This window comes from Flavobacterium sp. GNP002, from assembly GCF_054343795.1.
Genome location: NZ_JBTGUW010000001.1, coordinates 3,307,493 through 3,326,287 on the forward strand (window position 1 = coordinate 3,307,493; position 18,795 = coordinate 3,326,287).

Genomic DNA, 18,795 nt, shown 5'->3' on the forward strand with positions numbered 1-18,795 from the left:
CATGACTATAACCGACAACTTTTTACCACCAAAAGCATTTCAAGACCTGCAGCAATATTGCAACAGCAATGATTTTCAAATTGTAACCCTTGGACAAAAACAATTTTCAGTATTAGAAACGCCAAATGCTTTACTAGAGTTTTTCAAAATCCCAGATCACAACCTGATTTTAACATTTATTCGAAGCGCCAAAAATGATTTTGATACTGATTTACGCATTCATGCAGATAACATCATTAACGGGCACAAAACAGCGCTTGCCTCGGTGCTTTATATCAATGATGAAAACGAAGTATCAAAAAACGGAACTACTTTCTGGAAACATCACATTCACGGGCACGAATTGCAAAAAGAAGTGAGCAATAAAGAGTTTGATCGCCTTATCACGCAAGACAGTAACGACCCCTCCAAATGGGAACAAACCGATATAGTTTTCGCGCGCCCCAACAGACAGCTACTTTATAACAGCAACTCGTTTCATTCAAAATGGCCCGCAAAAATAGACAAAGGCGAACGCAAAGTTTTAGTGTGCTTTTACAGTAAAAAAGAATAACCAACTATAAAAACCCGATGGCAAGGTATGCCGAAAACAAAATGGAAGGAACAAGAAACCCAACAGTAGGAGAACAAAGAGTTCAAAGAAATTTTAATCCAAGTGCAAATCCAATTGTAGAAGGATTAAAAGCAAAATACGCTGATTTAATTGACGATTTAGAAGCTTTAAAAGCCACAGGTAAAAATGCAAGGTGCATTTCTATTGCACAAACAGAATTAGAAACAAGCTGCATGTATGCAGTTAAATCTTTATTCGCCTAAAAAAAACCTCACTCCCTCCTAACCCGAGGGAGTATTTAAAAACCGATTGGGAAATCACAAAAACAAACAAAACATGATCAATTTATTCAACACACAAATCGAGAGCTTATCTATTCACAAAGTAGGAAACAAAAGCCGCAACGAACCACTATTTATTTCTGAGGAGCCTTATAAATTAAGTGACGAAATTACGCCACTTATCAAAGAGTTCTTCTTGAAACCTTTCAGAGAAAAAGAAGAAAAGTATTTTCAGTTTTCTCACGAAATTGATTTAGAGTACAACGAAATTTTCATGCAAGCAACAAGATTATTTGACAGCCCATGGAAAGCTCACGAAATTTCGACTGCTATTACAAATTACCTCTATGAGCAATCCAATCACCCACACATCAAGAACGGAGAAGTTTACATAGCTTATTTAAAAAACGTTTCCATTGACAATGAAACTGTTGATGCAATTGGAATTTTCAAGTCAGAAATAAAAGCCGATTTTATCGAATTAGAGGAAAAAGGCAGCCACTTAGATATGATCCTAAAACAAGGAATATCACTTGAAAAACTTGACAAAGGCGCTCTTATTTTCAACTACAAAAAAGAAGAGGGCTACAAAATACTAACAGTAGACAGCAACCGTTACGACGCGCGCTACTGGTTAGAGCATTTTCTTTCGGTTGATGCTTTTCACGACGAAAATTTTTATACCAAAAGCTATTTGAAATTTGCTCACGATTTTGCAAAAGAAGTGGTAGCACCTGCAGAAGACCGCAAAGAGGAAGTTATGTTCATGAACAGAGCCATTAATCACTTTGCTAAAAATGACGATTTTGAAGAGTCAGCATTTTTAAATGAAGTTCTGGATAATCCTGATTTAATTTCAGAGTTCAAAAGCTTCAAGGTTGACAAAGGCGAGAAATATTCTATTGAGGATTTAACCACATTCCCAATTTCAAACACGGCCGTAACCGAGGCACGCAAGAAGATAAAAAACATCATCGAGCTAGACACCAACATTACCATTAAAATGGATTTTGTTAATCCGGAAAGTGCCGAAAAGTATCTGGAGCGTGGTTATGACGAAGAAAAACAAATGTATTACTATTTATGTTACTACAATAAAGAATTAAAATAGAAGTATATGTACTACCTAAACTTTAACCTAAAGAGTATTTATTATCAAATAGAATCTGTTCTATGTGAAGAAGAATGGATTGATATTAAAGGATTTGAAGGACTTTATAAAGTATCAAATCTTGGAAGAATAAAATCTTCAAAAAGAAAAATAAATACTCATTTAGGTTTCAGGATAAAAAGAGAACTTATACTTAAACAAAAAATACATCCTTCAGGTTATTTATACATTAATCTAAATAAGGAAGGTAAACAATCAACATTTAAAGTTCATCGATTGGTTGCTTTTCATTTTATTATAAATCCTTTAAACAAGCCAGAAGTAAACCACAAAGAAGGAAACAAGTTGGATAATAGATATTTTATGCTAGAATGGAATACATCTAAAGAAAATAGTTTTTATAAAAACAATAATCTTAAAAAAAACGACTTACGATGGAAGCTAACCTCGATAGATGTAAATATTATTAGAAAAAATTCTAACATAAATAAACAAGTGATTCTCAATTTATTTCATATCAGCAAACCACATTTACATAAAATTTTATCAAACAAATCATGGACAAAGAACAATTCAGCCTAAAAAACATTAGCAAACAGCCTTTAATACAATTAAATCCCAAAAAAGCAACTTTGGAAGAAATTAAAGTCTCAACATTAATACGTATAGCCGAATCTACAGAGATAATGGCTAAAAACTATACCGATTTACTATCTGATCTAAAAAAAATGGACCAGAAAAACAATACTCTTTTAGCGGAAAATCAAGCCCTAAAAAGAACAATTTCTAATAACCGCAGCTTAATTACTAAGATGCAGCAAAAAACAGATGCGGCATGAAAATAGAAGAGTTTGACCAAATAGTTGACGAAGTAATCGAAACTATCAGAACCTCATTAAAAGAAAAAGCAAAGGAATACATGCGGGACAATGATCCTTTGCATAATTTTAATGTAGGTGCCCGTAAAAAGAACTGTATTCGAGAGTATGTAATTGAAGGAATGGCTCTCAAACACGAAATCAGCATTGAGGATATGATAAACGATATTGACAAAGGTATCATTCCAACAAAACAAATGGTTGACGAAAAGTTTAAAGACAGTATCAATTATAGGATATTGACAAAAGCCAGCATCATAGACAGAATAAACACTATTAATAACCACGAAGTAATATGAAAAATAGAATAGGAGAAAAGTTTGTTACTAAAAATGGAGAGGTAGTTGAAATAATTTTATACAGAAATTGTAACGACGTAGATGTTAAATTTGAAGATGGTAATATTCGCTATTCTATTAAGTATGACAATTTAAAAAAAGGTTATATTAAAAACTTAAAATCAAAATTAGGTTTTATAGGTGAAGGAAAACATAAAGCCAAAATAGATGGTAAATATACAAAAGCATATAGAGTATGGAGAAGTATGCTTACCAGATGTTATAATAATAAATGGCAAATAAGATTTCCTGCATACAAAGGATGTTCTGTTCATGAAGATTGGCATAATTTTCAAATATTTGCAGAATGGTTTTATAAAAACTATAAAGAGAGCTATGAACTTGATAAGGATATTCTTTTTAAAAACAATCGAGTCTATTCAGAAGAAACATGTGTTTTTGTTCCAAGAGCATTAAATTCATTGCTACTTAACAGCAAGGGAAAAAGGGGTAAATATTTCATTGGGGTTTCATTTAATAAAGAAAAATCAAAATTTACAGCAAGCTTAAATAGTAAAAGAATCGGTTTGTTTGATACCGAAATAGAGGCGTTTAATTTTTACAAATTAGGGAAAGAAAAACACATTCGTAAAGTAGCTAACGAGTTTAAAGATTTAATTGATAAAAAAACATATTTAGCATTAATAAATTTTAAAATTGAAATAACAGATTAATAACCAAAACCTCGATTGTATAGGTCAAATCTAATATCTATTATGAATAAATCAGAATTAATTACAAAAGTAGCAGACAACAACGCAATTACTAAAATTCAAGCAAGAGCCATTGTTGAAGATGTTTTTACACAAATTAGTGAGGCTGTAAAAGTAACAGGCAAAGCAAGTTTCTTGGGTTTTGGTAACTTTTCAACAACGGAGCGAAAAGCTAGAGTTGGAAGGAACCCACAAACGGGTGCTCCAATAGAAATTGCTGCCAAAACAGTTGTGAAGTTTAAAGCACAATTCTAAAAACAAAAAACGCCCTAATCAGGGCGTTTTTCTTTGTTTAGTATTTCTACCTTATCCTCTTCAAATTTCTTTATCAGGTCCTCTGATTTGGCGTAAATTTCTTTTAAAATTTCTTTACGCTTAACCAAATTGGTTTCTTCATAGAATTTTTCAATATTATCGCGCAACGATTTCATAGGCTTACTATTTACTTTTCCTATTTCTACCGCTAATTCAGTTGCTTTTTTCACTGATTTGGCATTATAGGTAGGTATATCCTTTGCAAAACCTGATTTTGTAATCCAGAAATTTAATTCAGCGCGATCTTCCTTGGCTAAATCCGATATTGCCATTCCTTGATTAGCAAAGTAAGTTCCGTAACCTCTCAAAATATGATCAATATTTCTTGGATCCACGCTCCATCCTGCTTTTTTGAATAGGTTTGATGTTTTTTGGCTGATAAGAGAGGCGTTTTCTACTCCTTTTCTCAACTCTAGTAATTTACCCGATTCCCATTCTGGAACGATACTTCTATCAGTAAAAGTATTTCTATTCATTTGAGTTTCAATAATAGGTTTTAATCCACCTAAAAATGAACTTTCATCAAATGGCATTAAGGTTTTCATAGTAGTACCTATAATACCGTCAAATGCTTGGTCATTGCCTCTTACCTTACTCACTGCTCTATCAACAAAAGCAGAAGTTAAACCTAACTCATACGGCTTCGGAATAGAAATCCAAGCATCACCAGTAGCAGCAGTTTTAAAGTTAAAAAACATATCCCTTTGATTGTCTGGCAAGTTTTCGTATTCATCATCATCGCCCATCATATTTCTTAATAGAGCAAAAGCCATACTTGGAATAACAGAATACAAGGCGGTCCTGTAAGCAAATCCTGCAGGATCTTTTTTTATTGACTTGCTTGCTTTTCTAATTGACTGAACACCCGCGTTCGAAAAAACGATTATTTTGTTAATTTCTCGCATGGTATGCCCAGCAACAGCAAAATCCATTAAATCTCTAGCCTGAAAAGCGGCATACAATCCAGCATCATAATCACTCATCCCTTGCTTTTTTGCTACTTTGTAGGCAGCATTAAACTCGGCAATTCTGTTTAAATTCTCACCAGTTTGCAGGAACTTCATGTATTTATCAGCAAGCATTTTTGGGCTCAATACAATCCCTCCTTTTTTAGTGATTTCTTTTATAGTACCTTTCATTGTCTTTGCATACGATTCCTTACTAGTGTGCAAGTGACCGGCTTGGGAACCACCAAACAATTCGAATAATTCTTTGTCGCCTGAGTTATGAATCATATCTACAAAAGTACTGTGATTGTTAGAAATGATCATTCTAGCTTGGGTATCTTTCACGATATTCCTAGCATAAAAAACAGGATTATGTGTTACGGTCCATCGAATTAATTTACTAGGACTAGAAATAATATCCATGATTGGATTTGAAGCAACAGACTCAATGTTTTTCAAACTCTTGAAAATTTCTTCGTCAAATTTCCATTTTTCAAGCTTACCGTTTCGAAATACTTTTATTGTTTCAGCGTCACCATCATTTGCCAAAAATCCTATTTTTGATAAATCAATAGGTTCGCCCTCGCCCATTCTTCGGGTACTAATAAGCGGTTCCACAAAGGAGAGCATAACTTCATTTCTGTCAGCTTCTTTGATAATGTTATTCATGTTACGCAACAATGACAAATAAGGGTTTTCAATTGTATTAGTCCCTCCTTTTGCCTTTTTGATTATTTCTTTTGCGGCACCAATACCATTTGTTCCAGTATTGAATGAAGAGAATAAATCATCACCAGGTTGTAGCTCTTTGTTACGGTTTAACGCAACATAGTACTCATTGCTTGCTTTTATTTGTTTATATTGTTCCTGACTAATTCGGCCCTTATCTACAGCGTATTGTAAAGTTGCATCGGCCATTTGACGGTAGCGCTTAACTCCGTCGTTAATTCGGTCGTATTTTGCTTTGTCAGTTTTTTTAAGATCCTCAAACTCGTTTAATGTATTGATTGCAACAGATAAATCAGTTTCAATTCCGGCACCAGCGCCCGTTAGGTTATCAGTTCTGCCAAACTTCTTAGCATACTCAATAGTTCGTTCAGCAACCGCCATAGCAATCACTTCATTCATATCTTTTTTTAGAGTCTCTTCACTAGTTGTGTCTAACCCATTTACGAGCCACGCCACATTCATAGCAGTACCGTCTTTGTATTCGGTTCTTCCTTTTGAGTTTTTAGTAAAAACGCCTCCTTCGGCCTTCAACCTTTCGTTTTTTGCATTAATCATTCCTTGTGCAAAAATGTTTTCAAGCTTACCATTAATACCAGAAAACAAACGCGACATAATTTCAAAGTTCTCACTTGATTTCACATCGGTTTTACCTTGCATGGCAAGTAAAGTTTTGAAGGCTTTAATACCAAAATGATTTGAATTTGCCATTTCAGCATAAAACTTATCCATGGCTGTAAAAGATAATTTATCCTCACTTTTTCGAAAACTTTTAAGCCATTCAATAAACTTGTTTTTGTTAGGCAAATCAATTTCCTCAACATTAGACAACGTTTTTTCAATAGCACTTGCATTGGCCAAGTCTAAATAATCATCAGAAAACTGATCGAGTACGGCTTTTGTTTTAGCATCAATAGTATTTTCAAAATGAGCTAGTAATTCCGGTGCAATAATTTTAGTTTGTGATGGGTTGGCAATATAAGAGCGTATGAATTCTGCCAAACCTTCACGTTGCAAATACTCTCTTTTTTGTGAGGCCGAAGCTGCCGCGGGTGGATTAGATCCACCGCGGTCTGAATACCATTTTAATTGTCTTAAAATAGCAATTTCGACTCCTTTGCTTATGGTACCAAGTAAATCAAATCTATCATCAAGCAAGTGTCCTAATTCATGCGCCACAGTATCAATATCTCCAGCTCTAGTAATACGCACCAAAGTATTTCTTGGGTTGTAAGTACCCAACACATTACTTTTTTTAGGCCTACTGTAAATTAAATGCGAACGTAAACCACTTGAAACTGATTTTATAATTTCAGAAAGTTTTTTTGGAGCATTTTTTGGGGTACGTTTTTCGTATGAAACGCGTTCGTTAGTGAGTTCTTTTTTACGGTTTTGCTCATTAGCAATTTCATCTATGCCATTTGCATTAGAATCGTCGTTTCTCTCAATCTTTTTTACGTTTGAAACTTGATTGCTCAAAATAAGTTCTCCACTTTCTGAAACTATGTTACCATTGTCAAGCAAGGTACCTCTTTCTCCAACAAAAGGACCCATATCAAAAGTAACTTGCCTTGCATCTAAATCTTCAATGAATTGTTCAAATGAAAGTTCCTTTTCTTCTGCTAATCTAATAATTTCATCATCAGTAAGTTGGTCCAGCAAGTTTATTGCGGTTTGCATTTCTTCAGGAGTAGCAGCGAATTCCTCTTGAACCTCTTCAAACATTTGTTGGTCTTCCTCCAATTGATTGATGTCGTCAACGGGTTGCATGTCCTCATAGGTCAACATATCTTGAACCATAGAACTTATGCGTGAATGTTCACTAATGACAGCTTCAACAGCTTCTTTAATGTCGCTAGTATCAACATCTACATCGCTTCTTCGTTCCCAAATATCATGTGCAATTTCATCAATAGACTTGCCGCTATTTTCAAAGGCATATCCTCCAATTTTAGTTCTTGCTTTGAATTCGTTTTCTGAACCTCTGTACAGTTTTAAAATTGCTTCTTTAGTAACGCGACCACCACCAATAAAGTATTGTAAAACCAACGATTTTGCATCTACCGGCTGAATATTATTTGCTCTTGCTCGGTCGCCTCTAAATTTTCTTTTGGTTAATGGTGTACGTCCTTTTAGGCTTATTTTTTTTGGTTCTGAAGATCCTTCATTTTGGCTTCCTCCGTTTTTTGTTTTTGAATCGATGTCATTATTTTTTCCATCGCCTTTTTCTTTTGTTCCCGAGTTGGTTTTTTGTTTTCCATTTTTTTCGTTTTTTGGGTTTTGTAAATTTACAGCTTTTTCGCCTAACATTTTGGCGTAAACATTCTGCATTTTAGGGCTTATCTCTAAATCAATTTCAGAGTCTTTTATGCCTTCGTAAATTTCAGTTAACCAATCTTTAAATTTTTCAAATATTTTTTGCAATTCAGCGGTTGGCGCGATACCATCAGCTAAATATTTTTCAAATCCTTTGGCAAAATTTTCAGAAGTTTCGCGAGTCCATTCCTTTTGTTTGCTCCATTCTAAAATAGTTTTTTTGTCAGCAGCCGTTAAATACTGCTCGTAAACATGCGCTAATTCATGCAATGGCGTTGAAATATTTGGATCAGTAAGTGCGTAAATTACTGCTTGGCCGTCTTCTGCTATTTCTACAGCACCTTTCCCTTCTTGAAACAAGACTATTTGCTCTTCGCGTCGAACATCTTCGGTTGACTCTAATGTTGCGTTACGTCTTTCTTCTGAAGTAAAATCCATTCTTGACTCTACATTTCTTGACTGTGTTTCACCAGAAAGACTGAGATATAGTTCAAAATCTTGTTTGCCAAGTAATTTTCTTGCTTTTACATCATCAATCATAAGCCCTGTTTGTTTTGAGAAAACAGTTCTTATAATTTTTTTGACTGAGCTTTTTATTTTTGAATTATTATTAGCGGCTTCATTCAATTTTTGTCTGATAGCGTCAGGAGTTGCACCCAAGGACCAACCTTCTTTGTATTGAATTAAGTGTTGTACTTCGTGTAAAATAGTTGCTTTAAGTTCTTTCGGATCCGTGTTAGCGGTTTCGTTGATCAAAATTTTATTTGATTCTGCAATGGCCACGGCTGAAAAATCCATGCGGTTATTTACCACAATAGAAACATTACCCAATTCTGGGTACATTTCAAATAATTCTGGATGATCAAGTAAATCAGATAGTTTTTGACCAGATTGTATTTCGTTTTTAATAGCAACTTTAGAGTCGTCAATTTCGTAACCCCATTTATCGTCAGCGCCTTTTTCCCAACCGGTAACTACTCTAATTTCTTGCGAGTTTTTACCCGCGGCTTCCATGGTTCGGGCTACTTTAAGGTTTTCTTTTACGTTCTTTGATAATTTAGCATTGGTACCCACAATTTGAAACAAAGCTTTACCATTTTTACTTAATTGATCAAAGGTTTTTTTGTCGCCTTTTTTAAAATCTAATTTTGAATAGATTTCTGATTTAGATACCTTGGCTCTTTTGGCCATGCTACCAATCATTCTATCCATTACGATTGCCGCGGCTAATGCTTTTACTCTATTTTGCCCAAAAACTTTTTGATTGATTTTGTAAAGATCACGTAAATTAGAAGCTTTGACACCTGTTTTTGCTGCTACATCATTTACTTCATTGTTTTTATTGCTTTTTTCTTCAATTGTTATGGAATCAGGATTAAAAACAACATAATTATAGTTGTCTCCAATACCGTTTTTGGAACGGTACTTGATCCCATCAATACCTGCTCTTTTAAAAATATCAGTAGCTTTTTCTTGTCCAAAAGCATCTTTTAAATCAGAATACAACCCTCCAGCAGATACTGGCTTGTCGTTTCCTCCGTAATCAACTGTTCCGTCTGAGTTTGGTTTTAAATCTTCAAAAGATCCGTGGTAATCTTTTTCATATTTAATATCATAATTTGGGCTTTGATAGTCAAAAGCTTTGTCTAAATGATCTTGATATTGTTTTCTTTCATTTGGCGTTAGCGCATTGTAAAGATCTTGCTCTTGTGTTTCATCTAAAGGCTGTCTCCATTCGGCCCAGTTAGCAGTTCTGCCACCTATAATTCTAACACTATATACAATGCCTGTTTTATCATTAGAAAGTTTTCTGGCATAGCTTTCAGCTATTTTTGAACCATCAGTAAAATATAAACCATAACCAAAAGCCTGAGCACCTTCTCCGGTACCTATTTTTTCTAACTGAAATTTATCAAAGTTGTGTGGTGTTCCATGTTTTAGAATTAAGTCGTCACCATCGATAGTTACTTCTTTGTTTTTTCCTTGATTTTCTCGACCGTCAACGGAATTTTGTACAGTTTCTCCTTTATTACTATTCCCGTTGGCCTCTCGTACTTCTTCCACATTGTTAACTCTAGGTCGAACGTTTCCATCAGCAGGATTATTACTTGGCGATGATGCTTCATTTTTTACTTTTGCATTTGAATCAATGTACTCTTTAACTTGTTTTACAGTTTCATCAATTAACTCTTTTCCTCTTAAATCTCCTCTTCTGACATTATCTAGTATTGATTGAAGACCTTCAGTTGTAGAATTGTTATCTGTTGGAATTGTAAATTCAAAATTATTTACAGAAGATCTTCCAAACGAATCCATATCAGGTGTTAAAATAGATATTTTTTTATCCCCACTGTCTAAAATGCTGTTTTCTTTAATTATTGAATTGCCTTCATTTAGAGAAATTTGTTCTTCTCTAGGCAAAAACCCTCTTGCATCTTGAGGTGTAACAATATTTTCTTTATTTATACCTTCAGAATATTGTAAACCAAATCCATTCACAGAACCATGAACGACAATAGTCGGTTTTTTATTTGAACCTTCCTCTCTTGAAGAAACACTAGGCGCAACTTCTGAAGGTTGCGCTTTCGTGTCGGGCGTAGTCTGCTCAACTACGGGCTGTTTCTTATTATCTCTTAATTCAGGTAATTTTTCATCGAGTAAAGTAAGTTTACCAGGATTGATAACATGAAGTACTTTGCTGCCGTCAATTTCCATAACGTATGCTGCATCGTAACCTTCTTCCTTGGTTTGCTCAAACATTTTATTTGACATATAATCGTCAAAAACCACATCATTACTCAGGTCTTTTATTTTAAAATCTTCTGGGTATTGGTATGCAGTATAGTCTTGATCAGCGCCTACCTTGTCTACCACTTCTCCATAAATACCTTCGTTTGGTAATGCAAAAAAAGCGTCCTCACCAACGGCACCTCTACGCAATAAGACTCTAGGTTCCTCAACTACCTTTTTTTGAACAACTGCTTTGTCTTCGTCAGTAAGTTCTATTTTTTTAGGGGAATTACCCTCTACTTTTTCACCATTTTGCTGGGATTCAGTAGGCGATAAAGGTAAATTTACCTCTGTTTTTGGTTGTGGATCAACAATATTATAATCTTCTGGAATTGGCGGTATGGTAACACTCGGAGCTGCCTCTTCCGTAGAAGTAGGCGTGCTCGTCTGTGTTGTGGTGCTTTCGTTAGCTTTTGATTCTGCAAATATTTTATTGGCGCGCTCAACTACTTGCTCATTAGTTATGGTGATGTTTTTAGTGCCATCAGGATTAAGTTCAGTAACTAAATCCTCCATGGCTTGCCTTTTAAGCGTTTCTTGCTCTTGTAGCGGCAATACGTCAACTACAGTAGTCTTACCATCAATAATTGCAGATCGTTGTTCTTGTAAAGCTTTGTAGTCTTCTGCAAGGCCTTTGAGTAAATCTTTTTTGTTTGGTAATTTACCGTCGTTGATAGCTTTGGCTTGTGCTTTTATTTCTCCTGCTTTTGAGTTTAAAGAAATAACTTCATCATACAACTCACCCGGCATGTTTTCTATTGAACCAATAGTGTTTGCAACAATTTTAGAACTTTCAGTAGTTGCCTTGTCTATTTGTTTTTGAATAGCATTTTTCTCTGTATCGGTTAAGCCTTGCGTATTTAATTGCTGAGAAAACTCAATTATTTTTCTTGAATTTTCATCCAAAACTCCTAAATCTTTTTTAGATTGAAACGGCTTTGCAATTACCCCAAAAGTATGCGGCGAAACTTTTAAAATTGAGGTTAATGTAAAAGTATCTTTGAATACTCTACCGGTATTATCAAGTAAATTGACATCTTTTTTACCTAAAACATACTTATCATTAAAGTTTTGAGTGAAATTAGTAAATTGCTCTCCGGCCATTTCTTTGCTCATATCAACCCCATAGTCTTTTGACCATTCGATTGCTTTTTGTTTTGCTGTTTTAGCAATTAATTGTGTTTCGTTCTTGGCAATAGATTCAAATACCCTGCCTCCGTTTTTAAGAATTGACAAGGTTGGTATTTCAGAAATAACTTCGGCACCTCCATATAAAAGCGGTGAAAAAGCCATTTGTAAAGGGGTATAACTTGCTTTACCTTGACGAACTTCCTCTGCCATTTCAGTATATTTTTGACCTGCAGATGCTGTGCCTACCATGGCTAAACCTTTTGCTCCTGTGCTTGTAGCCAATAAATTAGGAATTTGATTAGCTAATAAATCAGAAGCATAGTTTAGTAAGCCTTCGCTACTCTCAATGCTCTCAACCGATTTTCTTAGTTTATCTCTTTCTTGCTTTAAGTCCTGTTGAGCTGCATTTAAATCATTTTGAACGCCTTGATTTTTTTTATCATCACCAATATTACCACCAAGTGTGCCTAAATATTCTAATCCAGATAATGTGTTTATTGCTAGTTCTCCTGCGGAAACTGAAAAATTACTCGCAAAATTATAGAGGTCTCCATACTCTCTTTTAAACAAATCAAATTCTTGTTCAGTAGTACCAAGATCTTTTTTGTTTTTTTGAATGTAATCTTGATTTTTTTTAATCGTAGAACTTAAATTTTTAATTTCACCACTTAGCGCGGTATATTTAGCATACAACTCCTCCGGGAAAGGCTGCTTGTTGCTTTCCAATTTTTTTAATTGAGACTCTATTGATTGGTACTCTTTTATTTTATCTTCGGCCACTGTTTGCAAAGCGGCATTGTATTTTAGTCTTTTTACGTTGTCTTCCTGAAGGTGAATGCCTTTATCGTAACGGTCCTGTTTTAATAAATTTCTGTCTTCGGCATCCAAATCATCTAAAAAGGAATTGGCTCTGTCAATGAATAGATTTTCTTTTTCTTTTTCCTTAAAAATTTCCTTTGCGCGCTCGTTTATTTGATCATCAGAAAGTTTTTCATTGTTTTTTAATGCCTCTTTTTTAGCAAGCTTTTTTTCGTCTGCTAGTGGATCTTCATTTACTCCCATAAAAGCCAATCCAGCTAATGTAGGACTTGTAGAAGCTACTGCTCCTAATACTGTATTGAACGCGCTTTTACTAGCTGAAACGATATTGTTTACAAAACCTTTGTTGTTTAATTTATCGTTTAGGCGTTTATCAGCTTCAATAGCATCATCGTTATTTTGAGTGGCGGCATAAAACGAAGTTTCAAGTTTTTTTACTCGCGCACTTTTAGCTTGCTCTGCTGCTTTTTTGTTTTGTTTTACTGATTCAGAAAGAGCGTCTGTGTCAGCCATTACTTGATCCATGTTTTCAGGTGTAACCTTTACATTGGCCAATTCTTTACGTAATCTTTTTTCTTTAGCTTGTGCTGTTTCAGCCGTGGGTTGCACGCCCATTCCTGGGGCTACACTATTGGTATCAATTTGAGGAAATCCTTGCGTAGCCTTTCCACCCAAAGAACCAGCCTTCGGTTCCGAAACCGATTTTGTATTGGGAGCAATAGAAAAATATTCGTTTTCTTTGGGTGTACTTTTTTTTTTAGTAGATATAAATGTTTCTCTAAAAACACGCAAATCTTCATCAGAAGCCCCTTCATTTGCGTAATTGGTAAGCTCTTGAATCAATATTTTATTGTCTTCAGGTGTAAGTCCGTTTTGTTTTTTTGGCTGTAGCATAAGTTATCCTCCGTTTGCAATTCTTAAAGCGCGTTGTGCTGCTGATTCTTTTTTTGATTTAGTATTAGCACTTCTTGAGTTTTTTGATTTAATATCATTTAAAACTTTTAAAGTCTCTTCATAAGATTTAGTCCCAAGAGTTCCTCCAAGTATAGATTGTACTTCTTGCTTATCCTTTATTGTAATGGATTTCCAAGCATCTTCAGTTATTTCAACTCCATCTTCTTCTTTCTTTCTTGTACCGATTTTTTGTTCTCCTTTTAAAAAAATCATACCTGATTTAGATGTTGTTATTCCACTAATAAAACCATCTTTACCTAAGCTACTTTTTTTATCTTTTAATTGATAAGGTGTAGAAAAAGAAAAACTATCAGCTAGACTGGGACTAGCGTTATTAATTCTTTCAACGTAAGAAATTGTTGGTTTTTCAGTATTCTCTTGGGCTGCTCTTCTTCTTCGTTCACGCTCGTCATTGGCTTCTTTTTGAACGTCAAGGTTGTTATAGTTTCTTGTTACTTCGGTACCGCCTTTTACCCTTAAACGAATATCGTTTTCAAAATCAGAAGCTATTTTTTGCAGCCCTTTAACATCTGAAAAATCAACGCCTTGCTCCTTGGCAAACGACTTCATTTTTTGAGTTGGCGTTACGCCATCGGCTTCAAATAATTGGTTGCTGACGTACTCTTTAAGCAGTTCCGGATTAATAGCGGTAGTCTTTACTCTTTTTGTGCCATCATCCGTTTGATTGGTTTCTGGCTGTAATTTTGTTGAAGCCTCAAGCAATTCTTTGTCTCGATCAAAACGTTGTGTGAAATCGTATTTTTTAGTATTTAAAAACTCATTGTAGGTCTCAAAGTCTTTTGTTCCATCAGGGTTATTAAATAAAGCTACTATTTCTCCGTTTTCATCAAGTGCTAAACTTTTGTTTTCCCATCCTTCTTGAAAATTTTGGTCATATTCTGGATTAGCAAATAATCTTCCTTCGGCAACTCCTTTTTTTATCGCCAAATCCCTTTCAGTTAATGCTTTAGTCATGGTGAGCATTTTTTCAGGAAGTCTATTGATGTTTTCCAATTTAAGCGTTGCTTTTAAAACTTCTTCATCCGAAGAATTCGGGTTGTTAAGTATAGCCATTAAAGGCACGTATTCTTTTTTAGCTTCTATGAGTAAACGCCCTTGAACTTCAGTAAGCGATTTAGATCCAGTATCGTAGTTGTCTAAATTTTTGGCATACTTATTATACAACTCTTTTTTTTCAGCCGCTTTTTTGTCAACTTTCTGTTGCGCAATTTGATCAATCTGCCTTTTTTCGGCACGCCTTTGAAGACCAAGTTCTTCTTGGGCCAATATATCCTGAGACACATCGCCTTGAAGGGGTTTTAGTTGACGGTAAGCGGTAAAAGTTCCTTGTGCTGCCATTAATATAAAGGATTAGGTTTGTAGATTTTATTGAAATCAAATCCCGGAGTTGAAATTTTAGTATTGCTAGGAATTGAAACTAATCCTGCTGGTTTTAAAGAATTAACTGAATCAACTTGTGGATTAGGCGATGCTGAATAATTATTAGCAAATGACATAGCAGCTGTTCCTATGCCTCTAATTCCGCTCCACATGTTTTGTTGTCCTACTTGCATTTGATTACCAATACCTGCCAAATCAGCAATTTCACGCTCTTCTTTCAGTGAGCGAATATTTTGATTGTCATTTGCAATTGCGTAATCCCTTTTTACAATTTGATCATCTAGGTAAGCACGAGATTCCATATTGGCGCGATTATTACTAGCTATAATAGCGGGTAACATTGCGGCACCACGAGAGCCCATGTTTCGGGCCGCCTCGATAGCGTTAGCTGATGCACGCTGACTCTCTTCGCGCATAACGTCACTACCTACTGTACTTATAGAAATATCTTGAAAAGGATTAGAGCTGTCTAAATCCTGACGGTTATAATTATTCAATGCGTTTTTAGCGTCTTTTTGCTGTTTTGCTCCTTGGTAAGCTTGAAATCCAGCCATTCCTACGCCAATTGCCGCTGTGGTTATGGCAGCTTCTTTAAAGTGATATTTTTCTATATTATACATGTCTTAATGATGTTTTGTTTTTATAGACTCCTTGCAGCATGTAGTTTAAACTACTTTTGCTTATGCTATTATATTTCGCAGCATCTACAGAACTATTGTAAAATACCCCTGTATTTATATCTAATATTATTTTTGCATTATGAGTAATTATTCCTTTAGAGCCTTCGGACATTCTTTTTTTTGATTCTTCGCTCCATTTTTTACCTTTATTCCAAGATGACCTCCCTTTCTTTTTTAATGAAATTCTTTTTTTCATTTCTTCAGAACAAGGAATTCCTTTATTATGAGGTATATTTCCTTTTTTAAAGTCACCTCCACAAATTCTTTCTTTAGAAAAACCTCCATAAACTTCACCGTCTTTTGGTAATCTGAGGTTTAATCCTGATTTTTTATCTAATACATTATAAAACAATCCCCAATGAGTTTCTAATTGCAACATGTTTGCCACATCGCATTCGGTAATAATTTCAAATTTGTGCTTATCAACTCCATGTTTTAATAAAGAACTGTAGAGTTTTCGTTGTGCTTCGCATTTCATTCGTCTATAAGAACTCCATCTTCTGGTTATGTTAGAAGTTGATCCCACATATACTTTGTTAGAAGGAGAGGTTATCTTATAAATATACGCCATGTTGTAAATAATTTATGTTAATAATAGCAAAAAACTATAATAAACACAAATGTAATAAATATTTAGTATCAATTGTTTATGTTTTAAATATAAAGTTTTTATACTTTTGAAAAATAAATAGTGGGGTGGTGTAATGGTAGCACAGCGGGCTCATAACCCACAGGAGTGGTTCGAATCCGCCGACCGCAACTATTAAAGTTTAGCAAGGTGTAAACGATAAAGAAAACCCATTACAGGTTTACATTAATTTGCAAATGGGCCTACATGCTACAGGTTAAAAGGGGTTACTCATAAACTCCAGCAAGCATAAACTAACGAGTGACAGCCGGAAAGACGTCGGGGAAACATTAGCTCAGTTGGTAGAGCCGTGAGCGAAAGCATAACGTGGTCTTGGGTTCGATTCCCAAATGTTTCACAAAATTTTTTTACTATGAAAATTTGGAAAGACATTCCTGGATATGAAGGATATTATCAGGCTAGTGATTTAGGAATGATAAAAAGTTTAGATAGATTAGTCTTTCATCCTAGAGGATTTAAAATGTTGATTAAGGGTAAAAAAGTAGCTTTTACCATTGATAAAAAATCCTATTTTAGAGTAGGACTAACTAAAGACGGTAAACAAAAACATTTTAGAGTTCATCAACTTGTTGCTATGGCTTTTTTAAACCATATTCCAGATGGTAAAATGAATTTAGTGGTTGATCACATCAACAATATTAAACAAGACAATAAGCTATGTAATTTGTGTATAATTGATAACCGAAAAAATATTTCAAAAGATATTAAGTACAAAACATCGAAATACACTGGTGTATATTGGAATAAATCAAACAAATTATGGCATACAACAATTTGTATTGAAAAAATTGTTTATAATTTAGGTTATTATAAAACAGAAGAGGAGGCTTCATTACAATATGAAAAAGCACTAGATAACTGGAACAAAAATAAAGTCATCCCTGCATACAGAAAAAAGACTAAATCTTCTAAATATAAAGGTATTTATTACAGATCAAGAGATAATAGGTGGGAACTTTATATAAATAAAAAATATATTAAAAGTTTCAAAACCGAAGAATTAGCTATTAATGCTTACAACAGTTATGAAAATGTTTAATATTCGTATTTTAGAAGAAATAGATTATCAAGAGTTGTTATCTTGGTGGTCTTTTTGGAGATTCCCTGCTCCTGCACAAGAAATGCTCCCCAATAATGGATTGTGCGGAATTATGATTTACAAGGAAGAAATAAATATTTGCGCTGGCTTTTTATATTTTACAAATTCAAAAATATGTTGGTTAGAATTTGTAGTATCTAATCCTCAATACCGTTTAGAAGACCGATCACAAGCAATACAATTGCTAATAAATGAACTTTCTGATATTGCTAAAGAAAAAGGGTTCAAGATTATGTTTACTACATTAAAGAACCCTAATTTAATAAAGCATTATGAAAAATGCGGATATTCTAAAGGAAGTACAGGAACTTGCGAAATGGTGAAAGTACTATAAAAACGTTTCCTACTAACTTAAAGTAATACCTGATTTAACGGCATTTGTATTAACCGCAAAAAGCTCTACTTGTTCATTGTCATTATTTTCAAGATCTACTTGCATGTAGTAGCCGCGAATTTCTCCGCCTTCAATACGAGAATCTTTTTTAGAGAAACTAAAAAAACCAACGCTAGGAGGCGTGATAATTGTGTCAACTGTGATTGAGTTGCTAACGATACTAATAATCGTGCCTATGGCTTCATTTTCACCTCCGTTAAGTTGATACAGTACATCACCAGTACTGACAAAACTTGAAACAGAATTAAAAGTAATTTGATTACCAATCACGTTTTGAATAACTCCAATTCCTTGAACCGCGTTTCCATGAAAATCATTTGGGTTTTCATTTTTACGAATGTAGGCAAAGTGGCGGCTCTCTCTTTGGTCAAACTCCGCACTGCTAATAGTGCTGTTTGCCATGTTCGTTTTTACATTTACATGCCAAGGTCTATTACCTTCAAGTACAATGGTTTTGAAAATTTTATCTTCTCCATTTGCTTCATTAAAAACCATACTAACTTTAGAAGGATATTTAGTCCCGTAAAATGTATTTTTATTCCCCTCTTCATCATTATGCAAATACAATTGTCCGTTTTGAATAGAATAAAAACGGTTGTTGAGTTTTAGCATTAGATCAGGAATGAAGCTCCAAAATGAAGTCCAACCTTTTGTTTTTTCGCTATGTGATAAAGTATGCTCTGCCATAATTGTATTTTTA

Annotated in this window: 15 protein-coding genes and 1 pseudogene; 11 read left to right on the forward strand and 5 right to left on the reverse strand. The window is 34.4% G+C overall.

Translation table 11 applies throughout. From position 1 onward, the window contains the following. Position 1 precedes the first annotated feature (1 nt). The 8 genes from ACXX80_RS14360 (at position 2) to ACXX80_RS14395 (ending at position 4,129) form a co-directional block, all read left to right on the forward strand. The gene (locus ACXX80_RS14360; RefSeq protein WP_458553820.1) at positions 2 to 553 is read left to right on the forward strand and encodes a DUF6445 family protein; all 552 of its coding nucleotides are present in this window, start codon (positions 2 to 4) and stop codon (positions 551 to 553) included. A gap of 17 nt (positions 554 to 570) precedes the next feature. Continuing rightward, positions 571 to 816: an Acb2/Tad1 domain-containing protein gene (locus ACXX80_RS14365; RefSeq protein WP_458553821.1), complete on the forward strand. Its 246-nt coding sequence runs from the start codon at positions 571 to 573 to the stop codon at positions 814 to 816. Positions 817 to 889: 73 nt separating this feature from the next. Then, on the forward strand, positions 890 to 1,945 hold the full coding sequence (locus ACXX80_RS14370; protein WP_458553822.1) for a nucleoid-associated protein: 1,056 nt from the start codon (positions 890 to 892) through the stop codon (positions 1,943 to 1,945). A gap of 6 nt (positions 1,946 to 1,951) precedes the next feature. Then, the gene (locus ACXX80_RS14375; protein WP_458553824.1) at positions 1,952 to 2,527 is read left to right on the forward strand and encodes an NUMOD4 domain-containing protein; all 576 of its coding nucleotides are present in this window, start codon (positions 1,952 to 1,954) and stop codon (positions 2,525 to 2,527) included. Continuing rightward, the gene (locus ACXX80_RS14380; protein WP_458553826.1) at positions 2,503 to 2,784 is read left to right on the forward strand and encodes a hypothetical protein; all 282 of its coding nucleotides are present in this window, start codon (positions 2,503 to 2,505) and stop codon (positions 2,782 to 2,784) included. Before ACXX80_RS14375 ends, ACXX80_RS14380 begins: the two co-directional genes overlap by 25 nt. Then, positions 2,781 to 3,122, forward strand: coding sequence for a hypothetical protein (locus tag ACXX80_RS14385; RefSeq protein WP_458553828.1), 342 nt, complete (start codon positions 2,781 to 2,783; stop codon positions 3,120 to 3,122). Before ACXX80_RS14380 ends, ACXX80_RS14385 begins: the two co-directional genes overlap by 4 nt. Next, positions 3,119 to 3,835, forward strand: coding sequence for a hypothetical protein (locus ACXX80_RS14390; protein ID WP_458553829.1), 717 nt, complete (start codon positions 3,119 to 3,121; stop codon positions 3,833 to 3,835). Before ACXX80_RS14385 ends, ACXX80_RS14390 begins: the two co-directional genes overlap by 4 nt. A gap of 42 nt (positions 3,836 to 3,877) precedes the next feature. Beyond that, complete coding sequence (locus tag ACXX80_RS14395; protein ID WP_458553831.1) at positions 3,878 to 4,129, forward strand: HU family DNA-binding protein; 252 nt, start codon at positions 3,878 to 3,880, stop codon at positions 4,127 to 4,129. Positions 4,130 to 4,143: 14 nt separating this feature from the next. Here ACXX80_RS14395 and ACXX80_RS14400 read toward each other — a convergent pair whose 3' ends face one another. From ACXX80_RS14400 to ACXX80_RS14415, 4 genes are read right to left on the reverse strand one after another with little or no spacing between them, the layout of a single operon-like run. After that, positions 4,144 to 13,812 carry an LPD38 domain-containing protein gene (locus ACXX80_RS14400; RefSeq protein ID WP_458553832.1) on the reverse strand — a complete coding sequence of 3,223 codons (9,669 nt, stop codon included), beginning with the start codon at positions 13,810 to 13,812 and terminating at the stop codon, positions 4,144 to 4,146. 3 nt (positions 13,813 to 13,815) lie between these two features. Next, entirely contained in the window at positions 13,816 to 15,231 is a 1,416-nt protein-coding gene (locus ACXX80_RS14405) for a hypothetical protein (RefSeq protein WP_458553834.1), read from the reverse strand. Next, positions 15,231 to 15,893, reverse strand: coding sequence for a hypothetical protein (locus ACXX80_RS14410; protein WP_458553835.1), 663 nt, complete (start codon positions 15,891 to 15,893; stop codon positions 15,231 to 15,233). The genes ACXX80_RS14405 and ACXX80_RS14410 overlap by 1 nt, the downstream gene beginning before the upstream one ends. Beyond that, positions 15,886 to 16,524, reverse strand: a complete 639-nt coding sequence (locus tag ACXX80_RS14415) for a GIY-YIG nuclease family protein (protein ID WP_458553837.1) — start codon at positions 16,522 to 16,524, stop codon at positions 15,886 to 15,888. The genes ACXX80_RS14410 and ACXX80_RS14415 overlap by 8 nt, the downstream gene beginning before the upstream one ends. Positions 16,525 to 16,865: 341 nt before the next feature. Here ACXX80_RS14415 and ACXX80_RS14420 point away from each other — a divergent pair. The 3 genes and pseudogenes from ACXX80_RS14420 to ACXX80_RS14430 all read left to right on the forward strand — a co-directional run bounded on the left by ACXX80_RS14420 (position 16,866) and on the right by ACXX80_RS14430 (position 18,035). Further along, a pseudogene (locus ACXX80_RS14420) lies at positions 16,866 to 16,939 on the forward strand. Positions 16,940 to 16,954: 15 nt separating this feature from the next. Further along, on the forward strand, positions 16,955 to 17,641 hold the full coding sequence (locus ACXX80_RS14425) for an NUMOD4 domain-containing protein (protein ID WP_458553839.1): 687 nt from the start codon (positions 16,955 to 16,957) through the stop codon (positions 17,639 to 17,641). Continuing rightward, a complete protein-coding gene (locus ACXX80_RS14430; protein WP_458553841.1) occupies positions 17,613 to 18,035 on the forward strand; it encodes a GNAT family N-acetyltransferase in 423 nt (140 codons plus the stop codon). Before ACXX80_RS14425 ends, ACXX80_RS14430 begins: the two co-directional genes overlap by 29 nt. Positions 18,036 to 18,047: 12 nt before the next feature. Here the strand turns inward: ACXX80_RS14430 and ACXX80_RS14435 are convergent, their stop codons facing one another. Then, positions 18,048 to 18,782: a hypothetical protein gene (locus tag ACXX80_RS14435; RefSeq protein WP_458553842.1), complete on the reverse strand. Its 735-nt coding sequence runs from the start codon at positions 18,780 to 18,782 to the stop codon at positions 18,048 to 18,050. Positions 18,783 to 18,795 lie beyond the last annotated feature (13 nt).